The 23529-nt window shown below is 70.2% G+C and carries 22 protein-coding genes; 14 read left to right on the top strand and 8 right to left on the bottom strand.

Annotated elements, in window-relative coordinates; genetic code table 11:
• Window positions 1-80: 80 nt before the first annotated feature.
• Together V2S04_RS06015 and V2S04_RS06010 are read right to left on the bottom strand one after the other, a co-directional pair.
• The gene (locus V2S04_RS06015; protein ID WP_099196557.1) at window positions 81-350 is read right to left on the bottom strand and encodes a GlsB/YeaQ/YmgE family stress response membrane protein; all 270 of its coding nucleotides are present in this window, start codon (window positions 348-350) and stop codon (window positions 81-83) included.
• A gap of 175 nt (window positions 351-525) precedes the next feature.
• Window positions 526-1452 (bottom strand): Bax inhibitor-1/YccA family membrane protein, encoded by a 927-nt coding sequence (locus V2S04_RS06010; RefSeq protein WP_413637536.1) that lies wholly within the window; start codon window positions 1450-1452, stop codon window positions 526-528.
• Window positions 1453-1539: 87 nt separating this feature from the next.
• On the opposite strand from V2S04_RS06010, the gene V2S04_RS06005 reads away from it, so the two are divergent.
• Window positions 1540-2523, top strand: a complete 984-nt coding sequence (locus tag V2S04_RS06005; protein ID WP_413637535.1) for a glycerophosphodiester phosphodiesterase family protein — start codon at window positions 1540-1542, stop codon at window positions 2521-2523.
• A gap of 13 nt (window positions 2524-2536) precedes the next feature.
• On the opposite strand, the gene V2S04_RS06000 is transcribed toward V2S04_RS06005, so the two are convergent.
• Window positions 2537-2929, bottom strand: a complete 393-nt coding sequence (locus V2S04_RS06000; RefSeq protein ID WP_413637534.1) for a YccF domain-containing protein — start codon at window positions 2927-2929, stop codon at window positions 2537-2539.
• A gap of 36 nt (window positions 2930-2965) precedes the next feature.
• Between V2S04_RS06000 and V2S04_RS05995 the strand changes: the two genes are divergently transcribed.
• Both V2S04_RS05995 and V2S04_RS05990 read left to right on the top strand, forming a co-directional pair.
• Window positions 2966-3916, top strand: coding sequence for an ABC transporter ATP-binding protein (locus V2S04_RS05995; RefSeq protein WP_413637533.1), 951 nt, complete (start codon window positions 2966-2968; stop codon window positions 3914-3916).
• Window positions 3913-4989: an ABC transporter permease gene (locus V2S04_RS05990; protein ID WP_413637532.1), complete on the top strand. Its 1077-nt coding sequence runs from the start codon at window positions 3913-3915 to the stop codon at window positions 4987-4989. The genes V2S04_RS05995 and V2S04_RS05990 overlap by 4 nt, the downstream gene beginning before the upstream one ends.
• Here V2S04_RS05990 and V2S04_RS05985 read toward each other — a convergent pair.
• Complete coding sequence (locus tag V2S04_RS05985) at window positions 4943-5341, bottom strand: pyridoxamine 5'-phosphate oxidase family protein (protein ID WP_413638109.1); 399 nt, start codon at window positions 5339-5341, stop codon at window positions 4943-4945. The two genes, V2S04_RS05990 and V2S04_RS05985, sit on opposite strands and share 47 nt — an antisense overlap.
• Before the next feature lie 72 nt (window positions 5342-5413).
• On the opposite strand from V2S04_RS05985, the gene V2S04_RS05980 reads away from it, so the two are divergent.
• The 3 genes from V2S04_RS05980 to ligD all read left to right on the top strand — a co-directional run bounded on the left by V2S04_RS05980 (window position 5414) and on the right by ligD (window position 10300).
• The gene (locus tag V2S04_RS05980; protein ID WP_413637531.1) at window positions 5414-7882 is read left to right on the top strand and encodes an ATP-dependent helicase; all 2469 of its coding nucleotides are present in this window, start codon (window positions 5414-5416) and stop codon (window positions 7880-7882) included.
• A gap of 63 nt (window positions 7883-7945) precedes the next feature.
• Complete coding sequence (locus V2S04_RS05975) at window positions 7946-9115, top strand: SseB family protein (protein ID WP_413637530.1); 1170 nt, start codon at window positions 7946-7948, stop codon at window positions 9113-9115.
• 123 nt (window positions 9116-9238) lie between these two features.
• Window positions 9239-10300, top strand: a complete 1062-nt coding sequence (gene ligD, locus V2S04_RS05970; RefSeq protein WP_413637529.1) for a non-homologous end-joining DNA ligase — start codon at window positions 9239-9241, stop codon at window positions 10298-10300.
• Window positions 10301-10305: 5 nt separating this feature from the next.
• Here ligD and V2S04_RS05965 read toward each other — a convergent pair whose 3' ends face one another.
• Both V2S04_RS05965 and V2S04_RS05960 read right to left on the bottom strand, forming a co-directional pair.
• Complete coding sequence (locus tag V2S04_RS05965; RefSeq protein ID WP_413637527.1) at window positions 10306-11340, bottom strand: ATP-dependent DNA ligase; 1035 nt, start codon at window positions 11338-11340, stop codon at window positions 10306-10308.
• 16 nt (window positions 11341-11356) lie between these two features.
• Entirely contained in the window at window positions 11357-12805 is a 1449-nt protein-coding gene (locus V2S04_RS05960) for a phytoene desaturase family protein (RefSeq protein WP_413637526.1), read from the bottom strand.
• A 64-nt stretch (window positions 12806-12869) separates the two neighbouring features.
• Here V2S04_RS05960 and V2S04_RS05955 point away from each other — a divergent pair, with 64 nt between their 5' ends.
• Entirely contained in the window at window positions 12870-13373 is a 504-nt protein-coding gene (locus V2S04_RS05955) for a hypothetical protein (RefSeq protein ID WP_413637525.1), read from the top strand.
• 13 nt (window positions 13374-13386) lie between these two features.
• Here V2S04_RS05955 and V2S04_RS05950 read toward each other — a convergent pair whose 3' ends face one another.
• Window positions 13387-14046, bottom strand: a complete 660-nt coding sequence (locus V2S04_RS05950; RefSeq protein ID WP_413637524.1) for a TetR/AcrR family transcriptional regulator — start codon at window positions 14044-14046, stop codon at window positions 13387-13389.
• A gap of 131 nt (window positions 14047-14177) precedes the next feature.
• On the opposite strand from V2S04_RS05950, the gene sucC reads away from it, so the two are divergent.
• Both sucC and sucD read left to right on the top strand, forming a co-directional pair.
• Window positions 14178-15344, top strand: a complete 1167-nt coding sequence (sucC, locus tag V2S04_RS05945; RefSeq protein ID WP_413637523.1) for an ADP-forming succinate--CoA ligase subunit beta — start codon at window positions 14178-14180, stop codon at window positions 15342-15344.
• An 18-nt stretch (window positions 15345-15362) separates the two neighbouring features.
• Window positions 15363-16265, top strand: coding sequence for a succinate--CoA ligase subunit alpha (gene sucD / locus V2S04_RS05940; RefSeq protein ID WP_413637522.1), 903 nt, complete (start codon window positions 15363-15365; stop codon window positions 16263-16265).
• A gap of 79 nt (window positions 16266-16344) precedes the next feature.
• Here the strand turns inward: sucD and V2S04_RS05935 are convergent, their stop codons facing one another.
• Window positions 16345-17787, bottom strand: coding sequence for an NCS2 family permease (locus V2S04_RS05935; protein WP_413637521.1), 1443 nt, complete (start codon window positions 17785-17787; stop codon window positions 16345-16347).
• 85 nt (window positions 17788-17872) lie between these two features.
• On the opposite strand from V2S04_RS05935, the gene V2S04_RS05930 reads away from it, so the two are divergent.
• The 5 genes from V2S04_RS05930 (at window position 17873) to V2S04_RS05910 (ending at window position 23441) form a co-directional block, all read left to right on the top strand.
• Window positions 17873-19141, top strand: a complete 1269-nt coding sequence (locus V2S04_RS05930; RefSeq protein WP_413637520.1) for a DUF6350 family protein — start codon at window positions 17873-17875, stop codon at window positions 19139-19141.
• Window positions 19142-19145: 4 nt separating this feature from the next.
• Window positions 19146-19727: a phosphoribosylglycinamide formyltransferase gene (purN, locus tag V2S04_RS05925; protein WP_413637519.1), complete on the top strand. Its 582-nt coding sequence runs from the start codon at window positions 19146-19148 to the stop codon at window positions 19725-19727.
• 43 nt (window positions 19728-19770) lie between these two features.
• Entirely contained in the window at window positions 19771-21378 is a 1608-nt protein-coding gene (gene purH, locus V2S04_RS05920) for a bifunctional phosphoribosylaminoimidazolecarboxamide formyltransferase/IMP cyclohydrolase (RefSeq protein ID WP_413637518.1), read from the top strand.
• A gap of 75 nt (window positions 21379-21453) precedes the next feature.
• Window positions 21454-22947, top strand: a complete 1494-nt coding sequence (locus V2S04_RS05915; RefSeq protein WP_413637516.1) for a DNA-3-methyladenine glycosylase 2 family protein — start codon at window positions 21454-21456, stop codon at window positions 22945-22947.
• Window positions 22944-23441, top strand: coding sequence for a methylated-DNA--[protein]-cysteine S-methyltransferase (locus tag V2S04_RS05910; RefSeq protein ID WP_413637515.1), 498 nt, complete (start codon window positions 22944-22946; stop codon window positions 23439-23441). Before V2S04_RS05915 ends, V2S04_RS05910 begins: the two co-directional genes overlap by 4 nt.
• Window positions 23442-23529: the final 88 nt, after the last annotated feature.

Here is a 23529-nt window from a genome sequence, read left to right as displayed (position 1 = left end):
GTCCGCGCCGACACAGAAGTGCGGCCGCTGCCAGGGGCAGCGGCCGCACTTCTCCGGCCTGGGGCGGGCCGGTGGGGGAGTCAGGCGCGACGGCTGCCGCGGCCGACCACGAGGCCGTAGATCAGCAGCACGATGATCGAGCCGCCGATGGCGAGCAGCCAGGTCTGCAGGCTCCAGAACTCTTCCAGAGGCGCGTTGAAGAGGACGCTGCCCAGCCAGCCGCCGAGCAGGGCGCCCACCACGCCGAGCAGAAGGGTGACGATCCAGCCGCCGCCCTGCTTGCCGGGAAGGATCAGCTTCGCGATGGCGCCGGCGATGAGTCCGAGGAGGAGAAAGGCGAGGAAGCCCATGATTGTCTCCGATCTGTGAGTGATACCGGGGTTTTCCGGCTGCATCAACCCTGCCTGAACCTGATGAATCCGCGGCATACCCTTGTGCTCGCGTTCGGGATGCGGTACAAGCTGGTCCGGAACGCGGAACGGGCCGCCCTCCGGAGATAGCGGCCCGTTCAGGAATCAGTTCTGATCAGTCGTTTCCGCGCAGGATCGCGAGGATGCGGAGGATCTCGACGTACAGCCAGACGACGGTCACCATGATGCCGAAGGCGCCGAGCCAGCCGTACTTGCGGGGAGCGCCGTTGCGCACGCCCTGCTGGATCTGGTCGAAGTCCATGACCAGCGAGTACGCGGCCATGAACACCACCAGGATGCCGATGATGACACCGAGCGGGATGCCCGCGACCTTCGCGCTGTACAGACCGAACGTCAGCTCGGGGTCGAGCACGCCGGTCCACATGAGCACCAGGTTCAGCAGCTGGAACACGAGGTAGCCGACCATCGCGATCATGACGATCTTCGTCATCTTGCCGCTGGCGCGCACCTTGCCGCTGGCGAAGAGGGCGAGCGTCACACCGACCACGGCGAGGGTCGCGAGCGTGGCCTGCACGACGACACCGGGCCAGACGATCTCGAAGAACGCCGAGATGCCGCCGACGAAGAGCCCCTCGAACGCGGCGTAGGCCCAGATCAGCGCGGGACGCACCTTCTTGCGAGAGGTGAACGTGATGACCATGGCGAGCACGAACCCGCCCAGGGCGCCGACGATCCACGGCAGCATGTTCGCCTGGCCGGTGTTCATGAAGCTCGAAGCCGTCCACACCCAGCCGGCGACGGCGGTGACGAGGAGGATGCCGAACAGGCCGGCCGTCTTCCAGACGGTGTCCTCGACGGTCATCCGGTCGGTCTCGAGAGCGCCGGCCGAGGGGGAGGTGTACATGCCCTCGAGCTGGGCGTTGGCGGCGGCATCCATCCCCGCGTGCTGGAACGACGCGCTGCCGGCGGCACCCGGCGCGGGCGGCGGGGCGTACGTGCCCTGCGGCGAGCCGGGATAGGACGCGACATTTCGCGGATCCTGCTGCTGGAACGCCGGGTTGTTGAATGCGAAATTGCTCATGGTGGCCTCTGCTCCCGAGGGATCGGTCAACTCTTTCCTCAAAGATACTCGCGAGAACCTATGGAACGGGTGCTTTACGCTGTGAGCGTGCCCAGGAGAACACCGCTCGTTATCGGCCACCGCGGCGCACCCGGATACCGCCCCGAGCACAGTCGGTCGTCGTACGAGCTCGCGCTCGCGATGGGCGTCGATGCGGTCGAGCCGGACGTCGTCGCGACGAAGGACGGCGTTCTCGTTCTGCGGCACGAGAACGAGATCTCGGGCACGACCGACGTCGCCGCGCACCCCGAGTTCGCTGATCGCCGCACCACCAAGCGCATCGACGGCGTCTCGCTGACGGGCTGGTTCACCGAGGACTTCACCTGGGCCGAGCTGTCGACCCTGCGCACCCGCGAACGGCTGCCGAAGATCCGCCGCTCCAGCGCCTCGTTCGACGACGGCCAGCCGATCCTGCGCCTGCCCGACCTGCTCGATCTGGTGCGCACCGGATCCCAGGAGCACGGCCGCGAGATCGGCATCGTGCTCGAGATCAAGCACGCCACCTACTTCCAGAGCATCGGCCTCGACCTCGCGCCGCTCATCGAGCGGGACCTGCGCGCCGGCGGCTGGGCTGACGGCGGTCTGCCGCTGATCATCGAGTCGTTCGAATCGACGATCCTGCACCGGCTGCAGAAGACCGGCATCGCGGCATCGTTCGTCTATCTCATCGAGTCGAGCGGCAAGCCGTACGATCTCGTCGCCTCTCTCGGCCGAGACGCCCCCGACTACGCCTCGGCGGTCACGCCGGCAGGACTCGATCGGCTGGCGGGCACCGTCGACGGCATCAGCGTGAGCAAGCGGATGCTGCTGGCGCCGGGCAGCACGATCGTCGATGACGCGCATGCGCGGGGCCTTCGGGTGTTCACGTGGACCTGCCGGCCCGAGAACACGTTCCTCGACTCGCGCTTCCGTGCCGGCGGAGGGAAAGCCGCGTTCGGCGACTACGAGGGCGAGTGGCGCGAGATCGCCGACTCCGGTGTCGACGGAGTCTTCGTCGACCACCCCGATCTCGGGGTCGGCTTCTTCCGCTGAGCGCGCCGCGATCTCAGGCCCGGAAGGCCCCGCCGCGGCTCGGCACGATCTCCTTGCCCAGAGGCATGAGCGAGACGGGCACCAGCTTGAAGTCGGCGATGCCCATCGGGATGCCGATGATCGTGATGCACAGGGCGATGCCCGAGAAGATGTGGCCGAGGGCGAGCCACCATCCGGCGAGGATCACCCACACGACGTTGCCGATAGCCGATCCCAGTCCTGCGGTGGGCCGGTCGACGACCTGGCGTCCGAACGGCCACAGCGAGTAGCCGGCGATGCGGAACGACGCGACAGCCCAGGGGATGGTGATGATCGGGATGCACAGCACGACTCCCGCGATGATGTATCCGAGCCAGAGCCAGAATCCGGCGAAGATGACCCAGATGATGTTGAGGATCGTGCGCATGGGCTGATTCTGTCACCTCTGCCCTAGGCTCGGGCCATGAGCGGAGTGGTCGCGCAGGGGGTCAGGCGGTCGTTCGGGTCGGTGGATGCGGTGGTCGACGCCACGTTCCACGCGATGCCCGGGCGGATCACGGGTCTGGTGGGGCCGAACGGGGCCGGGAAGACGACGCTGCTGCTGATGCTGGCGTCGCTGCTCGCGCCGGATGCCGGACGCATCAGCATCGAGGGCGTCGACCCCGTCGACGACCCCGGGGCCGTGCGCGGAATGCTCGGCTGGATGCCCGACACCCTCGGAGCGTGGCCGTCGCTGACGGCACGGGAGAGCATCGTGACCACGGCGCGGCTGCATGACATGCCGGTCGCGGACGCCGGGACGCGGGCGGACGAGCTGCTGGACCTCGTGGGTCTCACCGAGCACGCCGGCTCTCCCGCGCGCGTGCTCTCGCGCGGGCAGAAGCAGAAGCTGGGCCTCGCGCGGGCTCTCGTGCACCGTCCGCGGGTGCTGCTGCTCGACGAGCCGGCATCCGGGCTCGACCCCGAGGCGCGAGTCCAGCTTCGGCTCCTGCTGCGCGACCTCGCAGCGCAGGGCACCACCATCCTGATCTCCAGTCACGTGCTCGCCGAGCTCGAGGAGGTCATCGACGACACGGTCTTCCTCGTCGCGGGCTCGGTGGTGGCCGCGGCGGAGGCGCCGACCACGCGCACGTACCGGGTGCGTCTGGCAGGGCCCGACGCAGCGGCCGCGGTGGCGGATGCCCTGGGCATGTCGCGCGATCTCGTTGGCGCCGACCGCGGCGACGCACTGCTCGTCGTCGCCGACGAGGCCGCCGCGATCACGGCGCTGCGCACTCTCGTGAGCGCCGGACTGCCGGTGCTGGAGTACGCTCCGGCGCAGAGCGCGCTGGAGGCGTCGTTCCTCGCACTCAGGCATCCGGGGTCTCGCGCCGATTCCCCGCAGCAGACGCCTCACGAAGGAGGTGCGTCATGAGCGTCGCCCGCATCCTCACCATCGCCCGGCTCGAACTGACGCAGCGGCTGCGCAGCGTGGGCTGGTACGTGCTGCTCGGCATCTTCGCCGTGCTGCTGCTGGGCATCACGGCACTGTCGTTCCTGGTCTACTCCGGCAGCGACCTGCCCGGAGCGGGCGTCTTCTCGATCATCGTGAACTTCGTGCTGCTGCTGGTCGTGCTGGTCTCGCCGACGCTCAGCGGCAACGCCATCAACGGCGACCGCGAGGCGGCGACCCTCGCCCCGGTGCAGGTGACCGCCGCGACGACCGGCGACATCATGCTCGGCAAGCTGCTGGCCGCTGTGGTCACCGGCTGCGCGTTCCTGCTGATCGCCGTGCCCTTCCTCGTGGCGGGGATCTTCGGCGGCGGGATGACGCCGGGGATGTTCTTCGTCTCGCTGCTCGTGCTGCTGCTCGAGATCGTCGTGGTTGCCGCGATGGGAGTCGGGCTCAGCGGGCTCATCGCCCGGCCGCTGTTCTCGATCGCCGCCACCTACCTCGTCGTGGCGGCGCTCGTGGTCGGCACGCTCATCGCGTTTGGCCTCGGCGGATCGGCGATCCGCACCGAGGTGACCCATTACGAACGCGGCTGGGACGAGTCCGGCGAGCCGATCTGCGACGAGTGGCAGGAGTACACCTACGAGCAGCCGCGGTTCGACTACGTATGGGGCTTCCTCGCCGCCAACCCGTTCGTCGTCATGGCCGACGGTGTTCGACGACGGCTACCCGCAGGACATGTTCGGCCAGATCAGGTACGGCGTGCGCATGGCGCAGCTGCCGCCGGACGCGCAGCGGTGGGACGTCTGCGACGGCGGATACGATGCGCAGCCGACGCCGGAGGAGCAGATCCGCGGCACGGTGCCGAGCTGGTTCGTGGGTCTCGGCATCCAGCTGGTGATCGCCGGAGGGCTGTTCGCCGGCGCGTGGTCGCGCACCCGCACGCCGGCGCGTCGGCTGCCACCGGGAACCCGCATCGCCTGATCGTGATCGCCGGGCCGCCGCGGCTCAGCGGGCTCGGTGCACCCGCCGTCCTGAGATCGACTCGGGGGTGAGGCGCAGCACCAGAGACCGGTCGCCCTCAGCCCACGGCAGCCGCGTCGACGAGCCGGGAATCGACTCCAGCTGCTGCTCCGACATCGTCGACACGCGTCCGTTCAGCAGCACGCTCCAGCCCGTCGCCGCGAGAGCCTCGTGATGGTCGACCTCGAACGCCACGAGAACCGGGCTGGACGGCAGCGTGCTCAGCGGCCCGTCAGACGCGGTGCGGACGACGACGTCGCGCCCGTCGAGGAGGAAGTTGACCGGGATGATCTGCACGCGGTCGTCCACCAGGAAGCCGATCCTTCCCACGGTCGTCGTCGCGAGCATCTCGAGACACTCCTGCTCGCTCAGCTCGGTCATCATCACGGCACCGTCCTTCCCAGCTCGCTTCGAGCGTACCCCGGTGTCAGAGGCCCCGAATAGACTCGAAGGGCCATGACCGACGCCCCTCTCATCGTTCCCGCCTCCGCGACCTCCCGCCCCTCCGACGGGCGCGACGACCTGCTGGCGGGGCTCAACCCGCAGCAGCTCGAAGCCGTCACCCACCGCGGCAGCGCGCTGCTCATCGTCGCTGGCGCCGGCTCCGGCAAGACCAGCGTGCTCACCCGGCGCATCGCCCTTCTGCTGCGCCAGCGCGAGGCGTGGCCCAGCCAGATCCTCGCGATCACATTCACGAACAAGGCGGCGGCCGAGATGCGCGAGCGGGTCACCGGACTCGTCGGCGACGTCGCCCGCGGCATGTGGATCTCGACCTTCCACTCGGCGTGCGTGCGCATCCTGCGGCGCGAGGCCGAGCAGTTCGGGTTCACCAAGTCGTTCACGATCTACGACTCCGGCGACTCGCGAGCCCTGCTGAAGCGTCTGGTGAAGGAGCACGATGCCGACGCCTTCGGCCACACGCCCGGGTCGGTGCAGTCGCGCATCTCGAAGCTGAAGAACGAGCTGACGGATGCCGAGGGCTTCGCTCGTCAGGCGAACCTCAGCGACCCTGCCGAGCGGAAGTTCGCCGACATCTTCGCCGATTACCAGCGGGCGCTGCAGAAGGCGAACGCGTTCGACTTCGACGATCTCATCGGCCAGACGGTCTACCTGTTCCGCGCCTTCCCGCATGTCGCCGACGTCTACCGCCGCCGGTTCCGGCACATCCTCGTCGACGAATACCAGGACACCAACCACGCCCAGTACGCGCTGATCCACGAGCTCACGCGTCCCGTCTCCGGGCAGGGCGCCGAGCCCGAGCCGTATGCCATGAACGGCATGATGATCTTCGAGCCCGAGCCTCAGGCGCCGTCCGGCGCCGACGCAGAGGGCGCGTCGCTGACCGTGGTCGGCGACTCAGATCAGTCCATCTACGCGTTCCGCGGTGCCGACATCCGCAACATCAGCGAGTTCGAGCGCGACTTCCCCGGGGCGAAGGTCGTGCTGCTCGAGCAGAACTACCGGTCGACCCAGAACATCCTCTCGGCCGCGAACGCCGTGATCGGCAACAACTTCGACCGCAAGGCGAAGAATCTGTGGAGCGACCGCGGCGCCGGCGAGAAGATCGTCGGCTTCACCGGGTACTCGCAGCACGACGAGGCGCAGTTCGTCGCCGATGAGGTCGAGGCGCTGCGGCGCACCGGCATCCCGTACTCCGAGATGGCGGTCTTCTATCGCACCAACTCGCAGTCGCGTGCGCTGGAGGAGATCTTCATCCGCGCGGCGGTGCCCTACAAGATCATGGGCGGCACCAAGTTCTACGAGCGCGCCGAGATCAAGGACGCGCTCGCGTACCTCGTGGCCGTGGCGAACCCGGCCGACGAGATGGCCGTCCGGCGCATCCTGAACCGTCCGCGCCGGGGCATCGGCGACGTCACCGAGACGTCGATCGCCCGGTTCGCGGAGGAGAACGGCCTCAGCTTCCGCGATGCGCTGCGCAACGCGCCGCTGCTGGGGGTCGGGCCGAAGATCCAGGCCGCGATCACGCAGCTCGACGCGGTGCTGAACGAGGCGGCCGAGATCCTCACCCCCTCATCCGGCGAGGTGCCGCCGGCGACCTCGGTCGCCGAGGGGCTGACGGTGCTGCTGAACAAGAGCGGCTACTTCGACATGCTGCGCGCCAGCCGCGATCCGCAGGACGAGGCGCGTCTGGAGAACCTCGACGAGTTCGTCGCCGTGGCGCGCGACTTCGCACGCAACAATCCCGACGGCGCGATCGCCGACTTCCTCACCGAGGTGGCGCTGGTCTCCGACGCCGACGACCTGGACGACGAGTCGGGCACCGTCTCGCTGATGACGATGCACACCGCGAAGGGGCTCGAGTACGACGCGGTGTTCGTCACCGGGGTCGAGGAGGATCTCATCCCGCATCGCATCTCGGCCGGAGAGCCCGGCGGGCCGCAGGAGGAGCGGCGCCTGTTCTACGTCGGCCTCACCCGCGCGCGCAAGCGCCTGCACCTCTCGCTCGCCATGACCCGTGCCCAGTTCGGCGAGGTGTCCGTCGCGATGCCCAGCCGGTTCCTGCAGGAGATCCCCGGCGACCTCATCGACTGGCGGCAGTCGCCTGGCGACGTGAACTCGCGCGGCGGCACCCAGTCCCGTGCTCTGAACGCCCGACGCGCGGGCGGCTGGGGTGGGGGCTCGCAGGGCCGGGACCGCTTCAGCCCGCAGCCGCTCGGACGCAGCGAGTCGCTCAAGCCGCTGTCGACCGCGATGGACCGCTTCCCGAACAAGGTCACCGGCAAGGTGCGCGACAACGGGGAGCTCGAGCTCGCCGCCGGCGACCGCATCCGCCACGACGACTTCGGTGAGGGGCGCGTGGAGGCCGTCACCGGCGAGGGGGCGAAGCGCATCGCGCACGTGCGCTTCGACTCGGCGGGGCAGAAGAAGCTGCTCATCAAGATCGCCCCGATCACCAAGCTCTGACGACCGGGCCACTGCGCCGGCGTCGTCGTCTCCCGCCCGCCGCGTGCGGTTAGGCTGACTGATATGGCCCTCTTCTCACGCCGTAAGAAGTCCGACGATCAGCCGGCCGCCGACACGGCATCCGCCGCCGAGTCCGAGACCGACGCCGAGACGGTCGACGAGGCCGCGTCCGAGGCGCCGACGGAGTCCGTCCCCGATGTCAGCATCTCGGTGCAGGCGTTCCGCGGCGTGGGCGCGGAAGCCGGCCCCGAGGTGAGCCTGCCGACGGAGGGTGCCGCGCCGACGGCAGGGGCTCCGGCGCCGAGCCGCCCGCTCTCGCCGTCCGCACAGGTCGTTCCGGATGCGCAGGTCGCTCCGGATGCACAGGCCGCACCCGCCGCGCAGGCGGTGCCCCGTCTGCCGCTGGCTCCCGCGATGCCGCCGGAGCAGACGCACACGGTCGACGGTCTCACCGACAACGTCCTGCTGCGCGAGGCGCTCGCCGAACTGGCGGAGGGCGCCACCAACGAGCAGCTGCTGGGGGTCATGCGCCAGTCGCTGCAGGGCCACCTGTACCTGCGCGTGCACGGCGACGCGCGCGAGCAGATCAGTGCGGGCAAGCCGCTCTCGGTCGGCGTGGTGCGCGACGGCGACCGCTCGTTCATGCTGGCGTACAGCTCCGGCCGGGCTCTGCAGCGGTCCCTGCAGGGGGCTGAGGATGCCGCGGCGATGTCCGCCATCGCCCAGCCCACCACGGCGGTGTACCAGCAGGTGATCGCCGGCGGCTTCAACGGCATCATCCTCGACAACGGCTCGGCGCCGAACCGGGCGGTGTTCCCCACCGAGCTGCTGCAGAAGGCCATGGAGCAGGCCGACGAGCGCATGGCGATCAAGACGGCTCTGGCCGCGCCCCGCGACGATCAGAGTGCGGTGCGCGTCGCCGAGGCACTCGCGAGCACGCGCTGCTGGGTGGCCGTCAACGACGGCTCCAACGGGCAGCCGGTCGGGATCGCCGAAGCGCACGCGACCGACGGTCGTCGGTTCCTGCAGGTGTTCTCGCACCCGCTCGAGGTGGTGGCACTCGGCCGCAAGGACTCGCCGATGCCGTTCCAGCCCGAGCAGCTCGCGAAGATCCTCGGTGAGCACTCCGAGATCGCGGGCGTCCTGGTCGACATCGCCGGCCCGTCCATCGCCATCGAGCGCGACTCGCTGAGTGCGGTGATGGTGCTCGGGGTCGAGATCGGCGACGACTGACGCCTGCGCTGATGGGCGGGTCGCCGGCAGACATGTCGCGTGCCGTCCGCACGGTCTGAGGCCTCCGACGGCGGCGGTCGCAAGCCCCTGTGCTCGGCTCGACGCACGGCCTAGTGTCAGAGCATGGCCTCTGAACGAGTGAAGCTGACCGTGCAGGACCCCGACGGCGAACGCGTCGTCGATCTGTCGAGCCCGAACAAGGTGGTCTGGCCGACGGACGACGGCGCCGGGATCACCAAGGCCGAGTACGCCGACTACGTGCAGCAGGTCTCGACGGCGTTCCTGACGTCCACCGGTCATCGCCCGGTCTCGCTCGAGCGCTTCCGCGACGGGATCTCCGGTGAGCAGTTCTTCTCGAAGAACCCGCCCAAGGGCACCCCCGACTATGTCGAATCGGTGATGTGCACGTACAACAGCGGGCGGCGGCATCCGCAGATCGTGCTCACCCGGCCCAGCGCGATCGTGTGGGCGGTGCAGATGAACACCGTCGTGTTCCACCCCTGGGCGTCTCTGGCGTCGAACACCGACAACCCCGTCGAGCTGCGCATCGACCTCGATCCGCAGCCGGGCACCGGTATCGAGCAGGCCATCCCGGCGGCCCTCGAGCTGCGCGCGGTGCTGCGCGAGGCGGGACTCGATCCGTTCATCAAGACCAGCGGCAACCGCGGCCTGCACGTGTTCAGCCCGATCGTGCCCGAGTGGGAGTTCCTCACCGTGCGGCACGCGGTGATCGCCGCGGGACGCGAGCTGGAGCGGCGAATGCCGGACCGGGTCACCACCAGCTGGTGGAAGGAGGAGCGCGGCGAGCGGATCTTCGTCGACTTCAACCAGGCGAACCGCGATCGCACGATCGCCGGCGCCTACAGCCCACGGGCGCGGCCCAATGCCCCGGTGTCGACGCCTATCCACTGGGACGAGCTGGACGATCTGGACCCTGCGAGGTTCACCGTGCGCACGGTCCCCGCCCGGCTGGCTGAGATCGGCGACCCGTGGGCGGGCATGCAGGACTCGCCCGCGCGCATCGACACGCTGCTCGAGTGGTGGAACCGCGATGTCGAGAACGGGCTCGGCGAGCTGCCGTTCCCACCCGAGTTCCCGAAGATGCCGGGTGAGCCGCCGCGCGTGCAGCCGAGCAAGAAGGTCGCCGAGAACTGGGACGAGAACGGCGAGCGGGTCGACGACTGAGCGGTCTACTCCAGCACGTCGGCCAGGTCGTAGCCGGCCACGGTGTCGAGCTGGTCGTACGTGCATGACCGGGCGTCGCGATCCGGACGCCAGCGCTCGAACTGCACGGTGTGGCGGAACCTGTCGCCCTCGAGCTGGTCGTAGCGCACCTCGAGCACACGCTCCGGGCGCAGTCGCACGAACGTCATGTCCTTCGCGCCGGTGAACCGCGAGCGCTCGCTCTCACCCGTCACCGCGTCGCCCGCCTCGTCGCGCTCGACGAGGGGTGCGAGGTCGTCGACGAGCTGCCGGCGCATGGCATCCGTCCAGGCGGCGACGCCGCCCACCTGCCGCAGCACGCCCGCGTCGTCGTAGAGCCCGACCAGCAGCGACCCGACGCCCGATCCGCTCTTGTGCACGCGATACCCGAGCGCGACGACGTCGGCGCTGCGGGCGTGCTTGATCTTGATCAGGGTGCGCTTGCCCGGCGCGTACGCATCATCGAGCGGTTTCGCGACGATGCCGTCGAGGCCCGCGCCCTCGAACTCGGCCAGCCAGCTGCGCGCGAGGTCGGGGTCGTCGGTGGTGCGGGTCAGGTGCAGCGGATGCCGGGCATCCGCCAGCAGGTGCTCGAGCCGCGCCCTGCGCTTCCGAAACGGATGCTGCTGCAGATCCTCATCGCCGTCGGCGAGCAGGTCGAAGGCGATGAACATCGCCGGGGTCTCGGCCGCGAGCTTCGCCACCCGCGACGCGGCGGGATGGATGCGCTGGCTCAGCGCCTCCCAGTCCAGACGCTGCGAGCCCGATGCTCCGGTCGCGACGACGATCTCGCCGTCGAGCAGGCACGGGCCGGGCAGGATCTCGGCCAGCTGCTCGACGAGCTCGGGGAAGTACCTGGTGAGCGGCTTCGCCCCGCGCGATCCGATCTCGAGGCTCTCGCCGTCCCAGGCGATGAGCCCGCGGAAGCCGTCCCACTTCGGCTCGTACAGCATCGGCCGCTTCGCCGGATCGGGGATCGACGGCGCGGCCTTCGCGAGCATGGGAGCCGGGATGTCGTACATGGGCGGTCCTGTCCGATCAGAAGAGGTCGTTGAGGGTGTGCGGCAGGCCTGCGTCGCGGAGCGCGGTGCGCGCCGCGTGCCATCCGGCCATGCCGTTGACGCCCGGGCCGGGCGGAGTGGCGGCGGATGCCAGGTAGACACCGTGCATGGGGGTGCGCCACGGCGTGGGCGAGAGCACGGGACGCTTGACCGCCTGCAGCATCGTGAACGCTCCGCCGAACACGTCACCGCCGATCTCGCTGGCGTTGAGCATCTCGCGGGCCGACGCGGGCACGGCGTGACTGGCGAGCACGAGGTCGCGGAACCCCGGCGCGAAGCGCTCGACCTGGCGGGTGATCAGCTCGGTGGCGTCGAGCTCGGAGCCCGCCGGCACGTGGATGTACGTCCACAGCACCGCCTTGCCCGCCGGCGCCCGCGTGTCGTCGAGCACCGACGGCTGCACAGCCAGCACGTAGGGGTGCTCGCTCACCGTGCCGCGGGCGACCGCGTTCTCGCTCGCCCAGACCTCGTCGCGGGTGCCGCCGATGTGCACGGTCGGCGACTGCGCGACCATCGGGTTCGTCCAGGGGATCGGCCCGTCCAGGGCGAAGTCCACCTTCGCGGCCGCGGCGCCGTAGCGGTAGCACCGCAGCGCCCGCGCGTAGTCCGCCGGGATGTCGGGGTGGGTCAGGGCGAGACGGGGCGCGGTGTTGAGCACGAGCAGGTCGCCGCGCGCCGGGTCGCCCCAGTCGAGGGTGCTCAGATCGTGCACCTTCTCGTCCGCGCGGACGGCGCCGCCGTGCGCCTCGAGGTCTGCGATCATCGCGTCGGCGATGCGCTGCGCGCCCCCGCGCGGGTACATCCAGCCGCCCGCATGACCGTGGGCGACGAGCAGCAGACCCGCTGCCGCGGAGCTCAGCGAGGGCATCCGGCTGTTCGCGTGCGCCAGCACGCCGGCCAGCAGCGCCGCCCCCTCCTCGGTGCGCAGGGTCGCGCGGGCGAACGGCGTGCCCTGCTCGAGCATCCGCAGGGCGTATCGCGCCGCGGTGACCGGATGCTGCGGCAGCCGGAACAGCTCGTTGCCGGTGAAGTCCACCACTCCGTCGATGCCCTCGGCCAGCGGACGCGCGAGCGCCAGCCACGCGCGCTCGTCAGCGCCCAGCTCGCGGGCCGTGCGCTCGACGTCGCGCCACGCGATCGCGGCACGGCCGTCGTCGAGCGGGTGCGCGTAAGAGATCTCCGGCGTGATCCAGTCGACCTTCTCGGCGAGGCCGAACGCGCGGAAGAACGGCGAGCTGAGCGCGGCGGGATGCACGGCCGAGCAGACGTCCATGACGAAACCCGGCAGCGGGCCGGGCACCGTGCGCACTCCGCCGCCGATCGAGTCGGCCCCTTCGAGCACCTCGACCCGGTAGCCCGCGCGGGCCAGCGACACGGCCGCGACGAGTCCGTTCGGTCCGCTGCCGATCACCGTCGCCCGTGCCATGCGCCTCAGTCTGGCACGCGATGACGGGTGGGGCAGGGGCCTTGCGGATGAGAGAATGGATGTGATGAACGAAGTACAGGGTCCCACCCCCGCAGGAACCTCCCGACCGTACCGATCTCTCGCGGAGGCGCTGCGCGCGCACCGGATCCCCGTCGAGAACCATGAGTTCATCGGCGCCGTGACCGACGCCGTCGGCATCAGCAGCTACATCGACCGCGGGCGGTACATCGAGGCGATCCGCCGCACCCCCGGTGCGCCGCTGCACATCGGTCGCACCTACATCAACGGGTTCACCGACGGCGAGGAGATCACCGTCAGCGGCCGCGTGCTGCCGCTGCTGCCTAGCGAGGGACGCGCGCCGTACCTCTACGTGGACCAGCCGAGCGGGCTGCCGAACGTGCCGGCGGCGAAGCGCCCGGCATCCGGTGCCCGCAGGACGACGGCACCCCGACCGGCTCCCGAACCCCGCGCGCCCAAGGCGACCAACCTCGCCGAGCGCGACTACGGCGTGTGCGACGTGTGCTTCATGGTGAAGAACGCATCGGGCAGGTGCGGCTGCGACGAGTGATCGGCGTGCCGCCTCAGGAGAGCTGAGCCTGCACCCGGCGCGAGATCTCGGCAATCGGCATCGACCGGGGGAACACCGCCACCACCACGTCGTCGTCGGCGGGCTGGACCGTCTCGGGCAGCACGCCGTAGCGTCGCCGCACATCGTCGAGCGCCTCCTGCAGCGCGCTCACCGGCACGCGCCGGCCCCGCAGCAGCTGTCGGAGGACGTGATTGTGCACGGCGGTGATGAGTGCGGCGAACCCCACGGCGTCGATCGGCGCGATGCCGGGCAGCGAATCGCGCAGGTACTCGTCGAACAGGCGCTCGTAGCGGAAGACGGTGACGATCTCGCGATCGCGCAGCACCGGCACCTCGCGCACGATCTCGTAACGCCGGCGCGCGAGCTCCGGGTCGCGAGCGAAATGCGTGAACACCCGCTCCGACGCGGCGCACACCGCCGCCCACGGGTCGTCGTGCGGCTCGGACAGGAACGCGCGCAGCTCGTCGAGCAATGCCTCGTGGTCGGTGAAGACGACGTCCTCCTTGCCGCCGAACTGACGGAAGAAGGTCGATCGGGAGACCCCGGCCGCCTTCGCGATCTGCTCCACCGAGGTCGCCTCGAACCCCTGCGAGGCGAACAGGTCGATCGCCGCGGCGACGACGCCGGTGCGGAGCTCAGTCGGGTGCTGCATAGGGAAGAGCCTAGACCCGCGGTGCGGGGCGGGTCCCCGGCGGTAGTAGGCTTGCCAATCGGGTCGAATGATAATCGACACCCGACAGAACTGTCGCGTCCCACCCGCCGCAACCAGCGAAGGACTGCACTGTGGATCTCTACGAGTACCAGGCACGAGACCTTTTCGAATCCTACGGAGTGCCGGTTCTCGCCGGCATCGTCGCCGACACCCCTGAGGAGGTGAAGGCAGCGGCCGAGAAGCTCGGTGGAGTGGTGGTCGTCAAGGCCCAGGTCAAGACCGGCGGTCGCGGCAAGGCCGGCGGCGTCAAGGTCGCCAAGACCCCCGACGAGGCGTACGAGGCAGCCAAGGCGATCCTCGGGCTCGACATCAAGGGCCACATCGTCAAGCGCGTGATGGTCGCCGCGGGCGCCCGCATCGCCGAGGAGTTCTACTTCTCGGTGCTGCTCGACCGCGCCAACCGCTCGTACCTCTCGCTGTGCAGCGTCGAGGGCGGCATGGAGATCGAGCAGCTCGCGGTCGAGAAGCCCGAGGCGCTGGCCCGCGTCGAGGTCAACCCGCTGACCGGCATCGACAAGGCGAAGGCCGTCGAGATCGCCAAGGCCGCGAACTTCCCCGAGGATCTCATCGAGAAGGTCTCCGACGTCTTCGTCAAGCTCTACGAGGTCTACAAGGGCGAGGACGCCACGCTCGTTGAGGTCAACCCGCTGGTGCGCACGGAGGACGGCGAGATCATCGCCCTCGACGGCAAGGTCACCCTCGACGAGAACGCCTCCGAGATCCGCCACCCCGAGCACGAGGCACTCGCCGACAAGGACTCCGAGAACCCCCTCGAGGCGAAGGCCAAGGCATCCGGCCTGAACTACGTCAAGCTCGACGGTCAGGTCGGCATCATCGGCAACGGCGCGGGACTGGTCATGTCGACCCTCGACGTCGTCGCCTACGCCGGCGAGAAGCACGGCGGCGTGAAGCCGGCCAACTTCCTCGACATCGGCGGCGGCGCATCGGCCACCGTCATGGCGGCAGGCCTCGACGTCATCCTCGGCGACGAGCAGGTCAAGAGCGTGTTCGTGAACGTCTTCGGCGGCATCACCTCCTGCGTCGCCGTCGCCGACGGCATCGTGAAGGCCCTCGAGATCCTCGGCGACGCGGCCACCAAGCCGCTCGTCGTGCGCCTCGACGGCAACCAGGTCGAAGAGGGTCGCGAGATCCTCGCCGCCGCCAACCACCCGCTCGTCACCCTCGCCGCCACCATGGACGAGGGCGCCGACAAGGCCGCCGAGCTGGCGAACGCCTGACGCGAAGGAATCAACGACATGTCGATCTTCATCAACAAGGACTCCAAGGTCATCGTCCAGGGCATCACCGGCGGTGAGGGCACCAAGCACACCGCCCTGATGCTCAAGGCGGGCACCAACATCGTCGGCGGCGTCAACGCACGCAAGGCCGGCACCACCGTCGCGCACACCGACAAGGACGGCAACGCCGTCGAGCTCCCCGTCTTCGGCTCGGTCGCCGAGGCCATGGAGAAGACCGGTGCCGACGTCTCGATCGCCTTCGTGCCCGGTGCGTTCACCAAGGACGCCATGGTCGAGGCCATCGACGCCGAGATCCCGCTGCTCGTCGTCATCACCGAGGGCGTGCCCGTCGGCGACAGCGCCGAGGCGTGGGCGTACGCCACCGAGAAGGGCAACAAGACCCGCATCATCGGTCCGAACTGCCCCGGCATCATCACCCCCGGTGAGTCGCTGGTCGGCATCACCCCGGCGAACATCACCGGCAAGGGGCCGATCGGGCTCGTGTCGAAGTCGGGCACCCTGACCTACCAGATGATGTTCGAGCTGCGTGACCTCGGCTTCTCGACCGCCATCGGCATCGGAGGCGACCCGGTCATCGGCACCACGCACATCGACGCGCTCGCCGCGTTCGAGGCAGACCCCGAGACCAAGGCCATCGTCATGATCGGCGAGATCGGCGGCGACGCCGAAGAGCGCGCGGCCGACTACATCAAGGCGAACGTCACCAAGCCCGTCGTGGGCTACGTGGCGGGCTTCACGGCTCCCGAGGGCAAGACCATGGGCCACGCCGGCGCCATCGTCTCGGGCTCGGCGGGCACCGCGCAGGCGAAGAAGGAGGCCCTCGAGGCCGCCGGTGTCAAGGTCGGCAAGACGCCGTCCGAGACCGCCGAGCTGATGCGCGCCATCATCGAATCGCTCTGATCTGAGCTAGACTCGTACACGAAGGCCCCGGGCTCCACCCCGGGGCCTTCGTCATGCCCGGCTCATGGTGAGCCGACGGTCAGCTCAGCAGCATCTCCACCGGTCCACGGGCGAAGTAGATCAGGAAGCCGACGGTCACGACCCACAGCAGAGGGCTGATCTCCTTCACCTTGCCGGAGAACGCCCGCGCGGCGACCCAGCCGACGAACCCGGCGCCGATGCCGTTCGCGATCGAGTAGGTCATCGGCATGACCGACACGGTGAGGAAGACGCCGAACAGAGCCGAGAAGTCCGTCAGGTCGATGAAGCGGATCTGGCTCATCATCAGCGCGCCGACGATCACCAGCGCTGCCGCGGCGACCTCGGTGGGCACGATCGAGACGAGCGGCGTGAAGAACATCGCGATGAGGAACAGGCCTCCCGTGACGAGGTTGGCGAAGCCCGTGCGAGCGCCCTCGCCGATTCCCGCGCCGGACTCGATGAACACGGTGTTCGACGACCCCGAGGTCGCGCCTCCCACGACGGCGCCGACGCCCTCGACGATCAGGGCCGACTTCAGGCGCGGGAAGTTGCCGCGCTCGTCGGCGAGGTCGGCCTCCTTGGCGAGGCCGGTCATGGTGCCCATCGCGTCGAAGAAGTTGGTGAACACGAGGGTGAAGACGAGCATCAGCGCGGCGAGGGCGCCGATGCGCCCGAACGCGCCGAACAGGTCGACCTGGCCGACGAGTGACAGGTCGGGCAGGCTGACCAGCTGCGCCGGCAGGGCCGGCACCGACAGGCCCCAGCCGCCGAGGTTGTCATCACCCTTCGCGCCGATGTGCCAGATCGCCTCGGCGAGGACGGCGAGCACCGTGCCCGAGACGAGTCCGATGAGGATGCCGCCCTTCACCTTCCGCGCCACGAGCACGCCTGTCAGCAGCAGGGTGACCACGAAGATCAGGGTGGGAACCGTGGCGACCGAGCCGCCCACGCCCAGGGCGACCGGCGGCGACATGCTGGCGGTGACGAAGCCGGCGTTGACGAAGCCGATGAACGCGATGAACAGGCCGATGCCGACCGTGATCGCGATCTTCAGCTGCATCGGCACGGCGTCGAAGATCATGCGCCGCAGCCCGGTCGCGCTGAGCAGCACGATGATCAGACCGTTGATGACCACCAGCCCCATCGCCTCGGGCCAGGTCACCTCGCCCACCACCGAGAAGGCGAGGAAGGCGTTGATGCCCAAGCCCGCCGCGAAGCCGAACGGCAGGCGGGCGACGAGTCCGAACAGGATCGTCATGACCGCGGCGGTGAGACCGGTCACCGCGCTCAGCTGCAGGAAGTCGAGCTGCGACCCGTCGATGTCGGCGCCGCTGGAGAGGATGATCGGGTTCAGGATGACGATGTACGCCATCGTCACGAAGGTGACGACGCCGCCGCGGATCTCGGCCGCGAAGGTCGATCCTCGCTTCGTGATCTCGAAGAAGCGGTCGACCGCATTGCGCGGCTCGGTGTGCGTGTGCTCAGGGGCAGCAGTAGTCATCGGGTGGACCTCCGAAGAGAATCTACCGGAGAGCGCGCGTGCCCCGAGGCTGTCGTGACGGGGCACGACGTAGGCTCGATCCGACATGCAACGCCTCCTCGTCGCGCTTCTCGCCGCCCTCGACGCCGCCATCGCGGCGGCCGTCGGGCTCGCCGTCGTGCTCGCGCCCTTCACTCTGCTGTGGACGCTCGCGTTCGGGCTGGACGCCGACTGGGGCGCGCTGTGGCCGGTGAGCGGCACGCTGTGGCAGTTCGGTCACGGAGTGCCGCTCGAGGTCGTGCTGCCGGATGCCCTGCTGTCGGGCCTCGGCATATCGAAGGACGCCGCTCGCTTCGCGCTCTCGGTGCCGCCGCTGGCACTGCTCGTGTTCACCCTGCTCTTCGCCGCGCGCTCCGGCCGCCGCGCCGCGGTCGCCGGCCGCTGGATTTCGGGTGTCGTCGGCGGGACCGCGGCCTTCGCCGTGCTCGCCGCCGCGGTGGCCGTGAGCTGCCGCTCCGACGTGCTGCGGGCGCCGTTCGCTGCGGCGATCGTCATCCCCGTCGCGGTGTACGCCGTCGGCGCGCTGGCAGGTGCAGTCGTGCACGCCTGGTCGGAGGGCGACGACGGGCCGATCGACCTGCTCCGCGACCGAGTCGACGGCTGGGGGGAGTGGGCGGCTGTGCCCGGCGAGGCGGTGCGCGGTGCCGTGGTCGTCACGATCGCGCTGACCGGGGCGTCCGCGCTGGGCATCGCCGCCATGACTCTGCTGCGCGGCGGTGAGGTGGTCGCGCTGTTCGAGGCGGCGCACGTCGATGCACTCGGCGCCCTCATGCTCACCATCGGACACCTGGCCTATCTGCCAACCCTGATCGTCTGGGCGGCGAGCTGGTTCGCCGGCCCGGGGTTCTCGGTCGGTGTCGGCACGGGCGTCTCGCCCGCGGGCACCGAGCTGGGCGTCATCCCCGGCATCCCCGTGCTCGGTCTGCTGCCGGAGCACTCGTCGATCTGGATGCTGGTGAGCGTGCTCGTGCCCATCGCGTGCGGGGCGCTCGCCGGCTGGATGGTGCGCTCTCGCCTGGTCTGGGAGGACACCGCGCACGGATACGGACCCCGCGCGGCGATCGCCCTGAGCATCGCGGCCCTGTCGGCGGGCATCGCCGCGCTCGCCGCCGTGCTGGCATCCGGCTCGATCGGCCCCGGCCGGCTCGCCGAGGCGGGGCCGGCGGTCGGGCCCTTCGCGCTGGCCGTCGGCGTCGAGGTGCTCATCGGCGCGGCCATCCTGCTGCTCGCGCCGCGGCACCCAGACGAGCTCGCCGAGGAGCGCACCGACCGATGGAACACGGAGATGGCCCGGTACACCACCCCGGTAGACTGAGCGGGTGCTGACGCTCGCCGTTCTCATCTCCGGTACCGGCTCGAACCTCCGAGCCCTGCTCGAGGCGACGAGCCACCCCGACTTCCCCGCGCGGGTCATCGCCGTCGGCGCCGACCGCGACGCGGCGGGTCTCGCCCACGCCGAGGCGTTCGGCATTCCCACGTTCACCGTGCCGTACACCGCGTACGCCAGTCGCGAGGAGTGGGGACAGGAGCTGGCGGCGCAGCTGGATGCCTGGCAGCCCGACCTCATCGTGCTCAGCGGCCTGATGCGGCTGCTGCCGCCCGCCGTGGTCGAGCGCTACGCGCCGAACATCATCAACACCCACCCGGCCTACCTGCCCGAGTTCCCCGGCGCGCACGGCGTTCGCGATGCGCTCGCCGCCGGCGTGACCGAGACGGGTGCGAGCATCATCGTCATCGACGACGGCATCGACAGCGGCCCGATCCTCGCGCAGGAGCGCGTGCCGGTGCTGCCCGGTGACACCGAATCCACGCTGCACGACCGCATCAAGCCCGTCGAGCGGCGTCTGCTCATCGACGCGGTGCAGCGCATCGCCACCGGCGAGCTGCCCCTCTCCCGCTGATCCGCTGACCCCCACGACCTCGCCCGAACGAAGGAGCATCCTCATGGCCGGCCCCCGTCTCGACCCCTCGCTGTACCGCGACCGCGACCTGGTGCGGGTGAAGCGCGCGCTCGTCTCGGTGAGCGACAAGTCCGGTCTGCTCGAGCTCGCCGAGGCGCTGACGGCGGCGGGCATCGAGATCGTCTCGACCGGATCGACCGCGCAGACCATCCGCGATGCCGGTCATCAGGTCACCGACGTCGCCGCGGTCACCGGGGTCGCCGAGATGCTCGACGGCCGCGTGAAGACCCTGCACCCGAAGGTGCACGGCGGCCTGCTGGCCGACCTGCGCCTCGAGGACCATGAGCGTCAGCTCGCCGATCTGGGCATCGAGCCGTTCGAGCTCGTAGTGGTCAACCTCTATCCGTTCGTCGAGACCGTGGCATCCGGAGCCGAGCCCGACGCCATCGTCGAGCAGATCGACATCGGCGGCCCCGCGATGGTGCGCGCCGCTGCGAAGAACCACGCGAACGTCGCCATCGTGGTCTCGCCCGAGTCGTACCCCGCCATCATCGAGGCGATCGAAGAGGGCGGCACGACGCTCGCGCACCGTCGTGAGCTCGCGGCGCGTGCGTTCGCGCACACCGCGAACTACGACTCCGCGGTTGCGCAGTGGTTCTCGGAGGGCACTCTCGCCGAAACCGGCGACCTGCCGGCGCACCTCACCGTCAAGGCCGAGCGCCTGGCGACGCTGCGCTACGGCGAGAACTCGCACCAGCGCGGCGCCATCTACACCCGCGTCGGCGGCCACGGCATCGCCCAGGCCACGCAGCTGCAGGGCAAGGAGATGTCGTACAACAACTACGTCGACGCGGATGCCGCGCTGCGCGCCGCGTACGACATGGTGCTGCCCGCCGTCGCGATCATCAAGCACGCCAACCCGTGCGGCATCGCGACCACCGCGCCGAGCGCGCTCGACCCGATCGCGAGCGCCCACCTGCGCGCCCACGAGTGCGATCCGGTGTCGGCATACGGCGGAGTGATCGCCGCGAACGGCACCGTCACGCTCAAGATGGCCGAGAACCTGAAGGACATCTTCACCGAGGTGATCGTCGCCCCGGCGTTCGAGCCGGCCGCGCTCGAGGTGTTCAAGGCGAAGAAGAACCTGCGTCTGCTTCAGCTGCCCGCCGACTGGCGCCAGGAGCGCATGGACGTGCGCCTCGTCTCGGGCGGACTGCTGCTGCAGGACGCCGACCGCTTCCCCGACGACATCGTCTCGGTCGCGAAGAACTGGGAGCTGGTGTCGGGCGAGCGCCCGGACGACCGCGAGATGGAGAACCTCATCTTCGCGTGGAAGGCGTGCCGTGCGGTCAAGTCGAACGCGATCGTCCTCGCCAAGGACAACGCGACCGTCGGCGTCGGCATGGGCCAGGTGAACCGCGTCGACTCCTGCCGCCTCGCGGTGGAGCGCGCGGGTGACCGCGCCGCAGGCTCCGTCGCCGCATCCGACGCGTTCTTCCCGTTCGCCGACGGGGCGCAGGTGCTCATCGACGCGGGGATCAACGCAATCGTGCAGCCCGGTGGATCGGTGCGAGACGACGAGGTGGTGGACGCGGCCCGCAAGGCCGGCGTGACGATGTTCTTCACCGGAGAGCGGCACTTCTTCCACTGACCGATGCGGGGGCAGCGTGACTGCCGTGTCCGATTTCCGCCAGCCGTGCGTCCGTGCGCGTGACAGCATGGAGGCATGAGCAGCACCGAGCACGACGAGCGCTATCGCGCGATCAGCGCGAAGGACACCCGCTTCGACGGGCAGTTCGTCACCGCAGTGCGCTCGACGGGAATCTACTGCCGGCCCAGCTGCCCGGCCCGCACGCCGAAACCCGAGAACGTCACGTTCTATCCGACCAGCGCGGCGGCGCACGAGGCGGGCTATCGGGCGTGCAAGCGCTGCCTGCCGGAGGCGGCGCCCGGATCGCCCGCGTGGAACGTGCGCGGCGACGCCGCGGCGCGGGCGATGCGTCTGATCGCCGCGGGCGTCGTCGAGCAGGAGGGCGTGCCGGGTCTCGCCCGACGACTCGGCTACTCGCCGCGGCACCTCACCCGGCTGCTGACCGGAGAGTTGGGCGCGGGCCCGCTCGCCCTGGCCAGAGCGCATCGTGCGCACACCGCCCGGATGCTGCTCGTGGGCACCGACCTGCCGATCTCGGAGGTGGCATTCTCGGCAGGCTTCGCGAGCATCCGGCAGTGCAACGACACCATCCGCGAGGTCTTCGAGATGACACCGGGCGAGCTGCGCGCGAAGCGGCGTCGCTCGCCGGGCACGCCCTCGTCCGGCGGCTCGCAGGGCGCGATCGACCTGCTGCTGCCGCACCGCACACCGATGGACGCCGACGGCGTGTTCGCCTGGATGGCCGCCCGAGCGCTGCCGGGAGTCGAGTCGGCGACCGCCACCTCGTTCGCCCGGCATCTGCGGATGCCCGGCGGCCCGGCGCACTTCGAGATCCGACAGACGGCCGAGGGGCAGCTCCGGCTGCGGGCGACGGTGACCCGGCTCGCCGACCTCGCCCCGCTCGTGTCGACGGCCCGTCGGCTGTTCGACCTCGACGCCGATCCGGCAGCGGTCGACGAGGCGCTGTCGGGGCACCCCGAGCTGGCTGCACTGGTGACCGCGCTGCCGGGCATCCGGGTGCCTGGGGCCGCCGACCCGCACGAGATGCTCATCCGCGCGATGGTCGGCCAGCAGATCACCGTCGCCGCGGCCCGCACCGCGCTGACCGCGCTCGCCGAGCAGCTCGGCGAGCGCACCCCCGACGGGGGACTCCTGTTCCCCACGATGGCGGCGATCGCCGAGCACGGCGCCGAGGTGCTCCGTGGGCCGGCCGCGCGCATCCGCGCCATCACCGGCGCCGCGGCCGCGCTCGCCGACGGATCCCTCACCCTTACCGTCGGCGACGATGCCGTCGCGCAGCGCGCCGCGCTGCTGGCCATGCCCGGCATCGGACCGTGGACCGCCGACTACGTGCGAATGCGGGTGCTCGGCGACCCCGATGTGTTCCTGCCGGGCGATGTGGCCGTCCGCGCCGGCGCGGCGGCATCCGGACTCCCCGCCGATCCGGCGCCCCTCACCGCCTGGGCAGCGCGCGTCGCGCCCTGGCGCAGCTACCTCACCGCACATCTCTGGCGCGCCGCGCCGGTGCGACCGCCACGCCGCCGCTCGACCGCGAAGGAACCGTCATGACCGCACTCATCCAGACCATCGCGACCCCCGACGGTCCGCTCACGATCCTCGTCGACGACGCGCAGCAGGTGCTCGCGTCGGGTTGGAGCGACGACCACGACGCGATCGTCGCTCGGGTGCACCCGGCGCTGCGCCCCGCGTCGATCGCGGAGGGGGAGACGGATGCCGCGGATGCCGCGGACGCGTACTACCGGGGCGACCTGCGGGCCATCGAGTCGGTGCGCGTGCGCCAGCGCGGCACGGCGCTGCAGGCCGCGGGATGGGACGCCCTCCGACGCATCGAGCCGGGCCGCCCGCTCAGCTACAGCGAGTTCGCCGTCGCGCTCGGCAGCCCGCGAGCGGTGCGGGCGGCGGCGTCGATCTGTGCGCGCAACGCGCCCGCGCTGTTCGTGCCGTGTCACCGTGTGCTTCGCTCGGACGGATCGCTCGGCGGCTTCGCGTGGGGCCTCCCGGTGAAGCAGAGCCTGCTGGCCCGCGAGCGGGGAGAGCTCTGAGCGTCTGCGACACGGCGCGGACTCTTGCGCAGAAAGCGTCTTCCGCAATAGGCTCATAGGCTGTCGCGTCGACCGGCCGATGAAGCCG

Source organism: Microbacterium sp. OR21 (genome assembly GCF_047306785.1).
Lineage (GTDB): Bacteria > Actinomycetota > Actinomycetes > Actinomycetales > Microbacteriaceae > Microbacterium > Microbacterium esteraromaticum_E.
The sequence above is the reverse complement of the archived record's forward strand: the minus strand, read 5'-3'. Positions and strand labels throughout refer to the sequence as shown.

What these genes read in the sequence shown, in the direction of transcription:
- V2S04_RS05935 (WP_413637521.1), bottom strand. Translation starts at nt 17,787, where the DNA reads ATGACTACTGCTGCCCCTGAGCACACGCACACCGAGCCGCGCAATGCG.
- V2S04_RS05990 (WP_413637532.1), top strand. Translation starts at nt 3,913, where the DNA reads ATGAGCGTCGCCCGCATCCTCACCATCGCCCGGCTCGAACTGACGCAG.
- purH (WP_413637518.1), top strand. Translation starts at nt 19,771, where the DNA reads ATGGCCGGCCCCCGTCTCGACCCCTCGCTGTACCGCGACCGCGACCTG.
- V2S04_RS05950 (WP_413637524.1), bottom strand. Translation starts at nt 14,046, where the DNA reads ATGCAGCACCCGACTGAGCTCCGCACCGGCGTCGTCGCCGCGGCGATC.
- V2S04_RS05995 (WP_413637533.1), top strand. Translation starts at nt 2,966, where the DNA reads ATGAGCGGAGTGGTCGCGCAGGGGGTCAGGCGGTCGTTCGGGTCGGTG.
- ligD (WP_413637529.1), top strand. Translation starts at nt 9,239, where the DNA reads ATGGCCTCTGAACGAGTGAAGCTGACCGTGCAGGACCCCGACGGCGAA.
- V2S04_RS05985 (WP_413638109.1), bottom strand. Translation starts at nt 5,341, where the DNA reads ATGATGACCGAGCTGAGCGAGCAGGAGTGTCTCGAGATGCTCGCGACG.
- V2S04_RS05980 (WP_413637531.1), top strand. Translation starts at nt 5,414, where the DNA reads ATGACCGACGCCCCTCTCATCGTTCCCGCCTCCGCGACCTCCCGCCCC.
- V2S04_RS05915 (WP_413637516.1), top strand. Translation starts at nt 21,454, where the DNA reads ATGAGCAGCACCGAGCACGACGAGCGCTATCGCGCGATCAGCGCGAAG.
- V2S04_RS06000 (WP_413637534.1), bottom strand. Translation starts at nt 2,929, where the DNA reads ATGCGCACGATCCTCAACATCATCTGGGTCATCTTCGCCGGATTCTGG.
- V2S04_RS05910 (WP_413637515.1), top strand. Translation starts at nt 22,944, where the DNA reads ATGACCGCACTCATCCAGACCATCGCGACCCCCGACGGTCCGCTCACG.
- V2S04_RS05955 (WP_413637525.1), top strand. Translation starts at nt 12,870, where the DNA reads ATGAACGAAGTACAGGGTCCCACCCCCGCAGGAACCTCCCGACCGTAC.
- V2S04_RS05965 (WP_413637527.1), bottom strand. Translation starts at nt 11,340, where the DNA reads ATGTACGACATCCCGGCTCCCATGCTCGCGAAGGCCGCGCCGTCGATC.
- V2S04_RS05930 (WP_413637520.1), top strand. Translation starts at nt 17,873, where the DNA reads ATGCAACGCCTCCTCGTCGCGCTTCTCGCCGCCCTCGACGCCGCCATC.
- V2S04_RS05975 (WP_413637530.1), top strand. Translation starts at nt 7,946, where the DNA reads ATGGCCCTCTTCTCACGCCGTAAGAAGTCCGACGATCAGCCGGCCGCC.
- V2S04_RS06010 (WP_413637536.1), bottom strand. Translation starts at nt 1,452, where the DNA reads ATGAGCAATTTCGCATTCAACAACCCGGCGTTCCAGCAGCAGGATCCG.
- V2S04_RS05960 (WP_413637526.1), bottom strand. Translation starts at nt 12,805, where the DNA reads ATGGCACGGGCGACGGTGATCGGCAGCGGACCGAACGGACTCGTCGCG.
- V2S04_RS06015 (WP_099196557.1), bottom strand. Translation starts at nt 350, where the DNA reads ATGGGCTTCCTCGCCTTTCTCCTCCTCGGACTCATCGCCGGCGCCATC.
- sucD (WP_413637522.1), top strand. Translation starts at nt 15,363, where the DNA reads ATGTCGATCTTCATCAACAAGGACTCCAAGGTCATCGTCCAGGGCATC.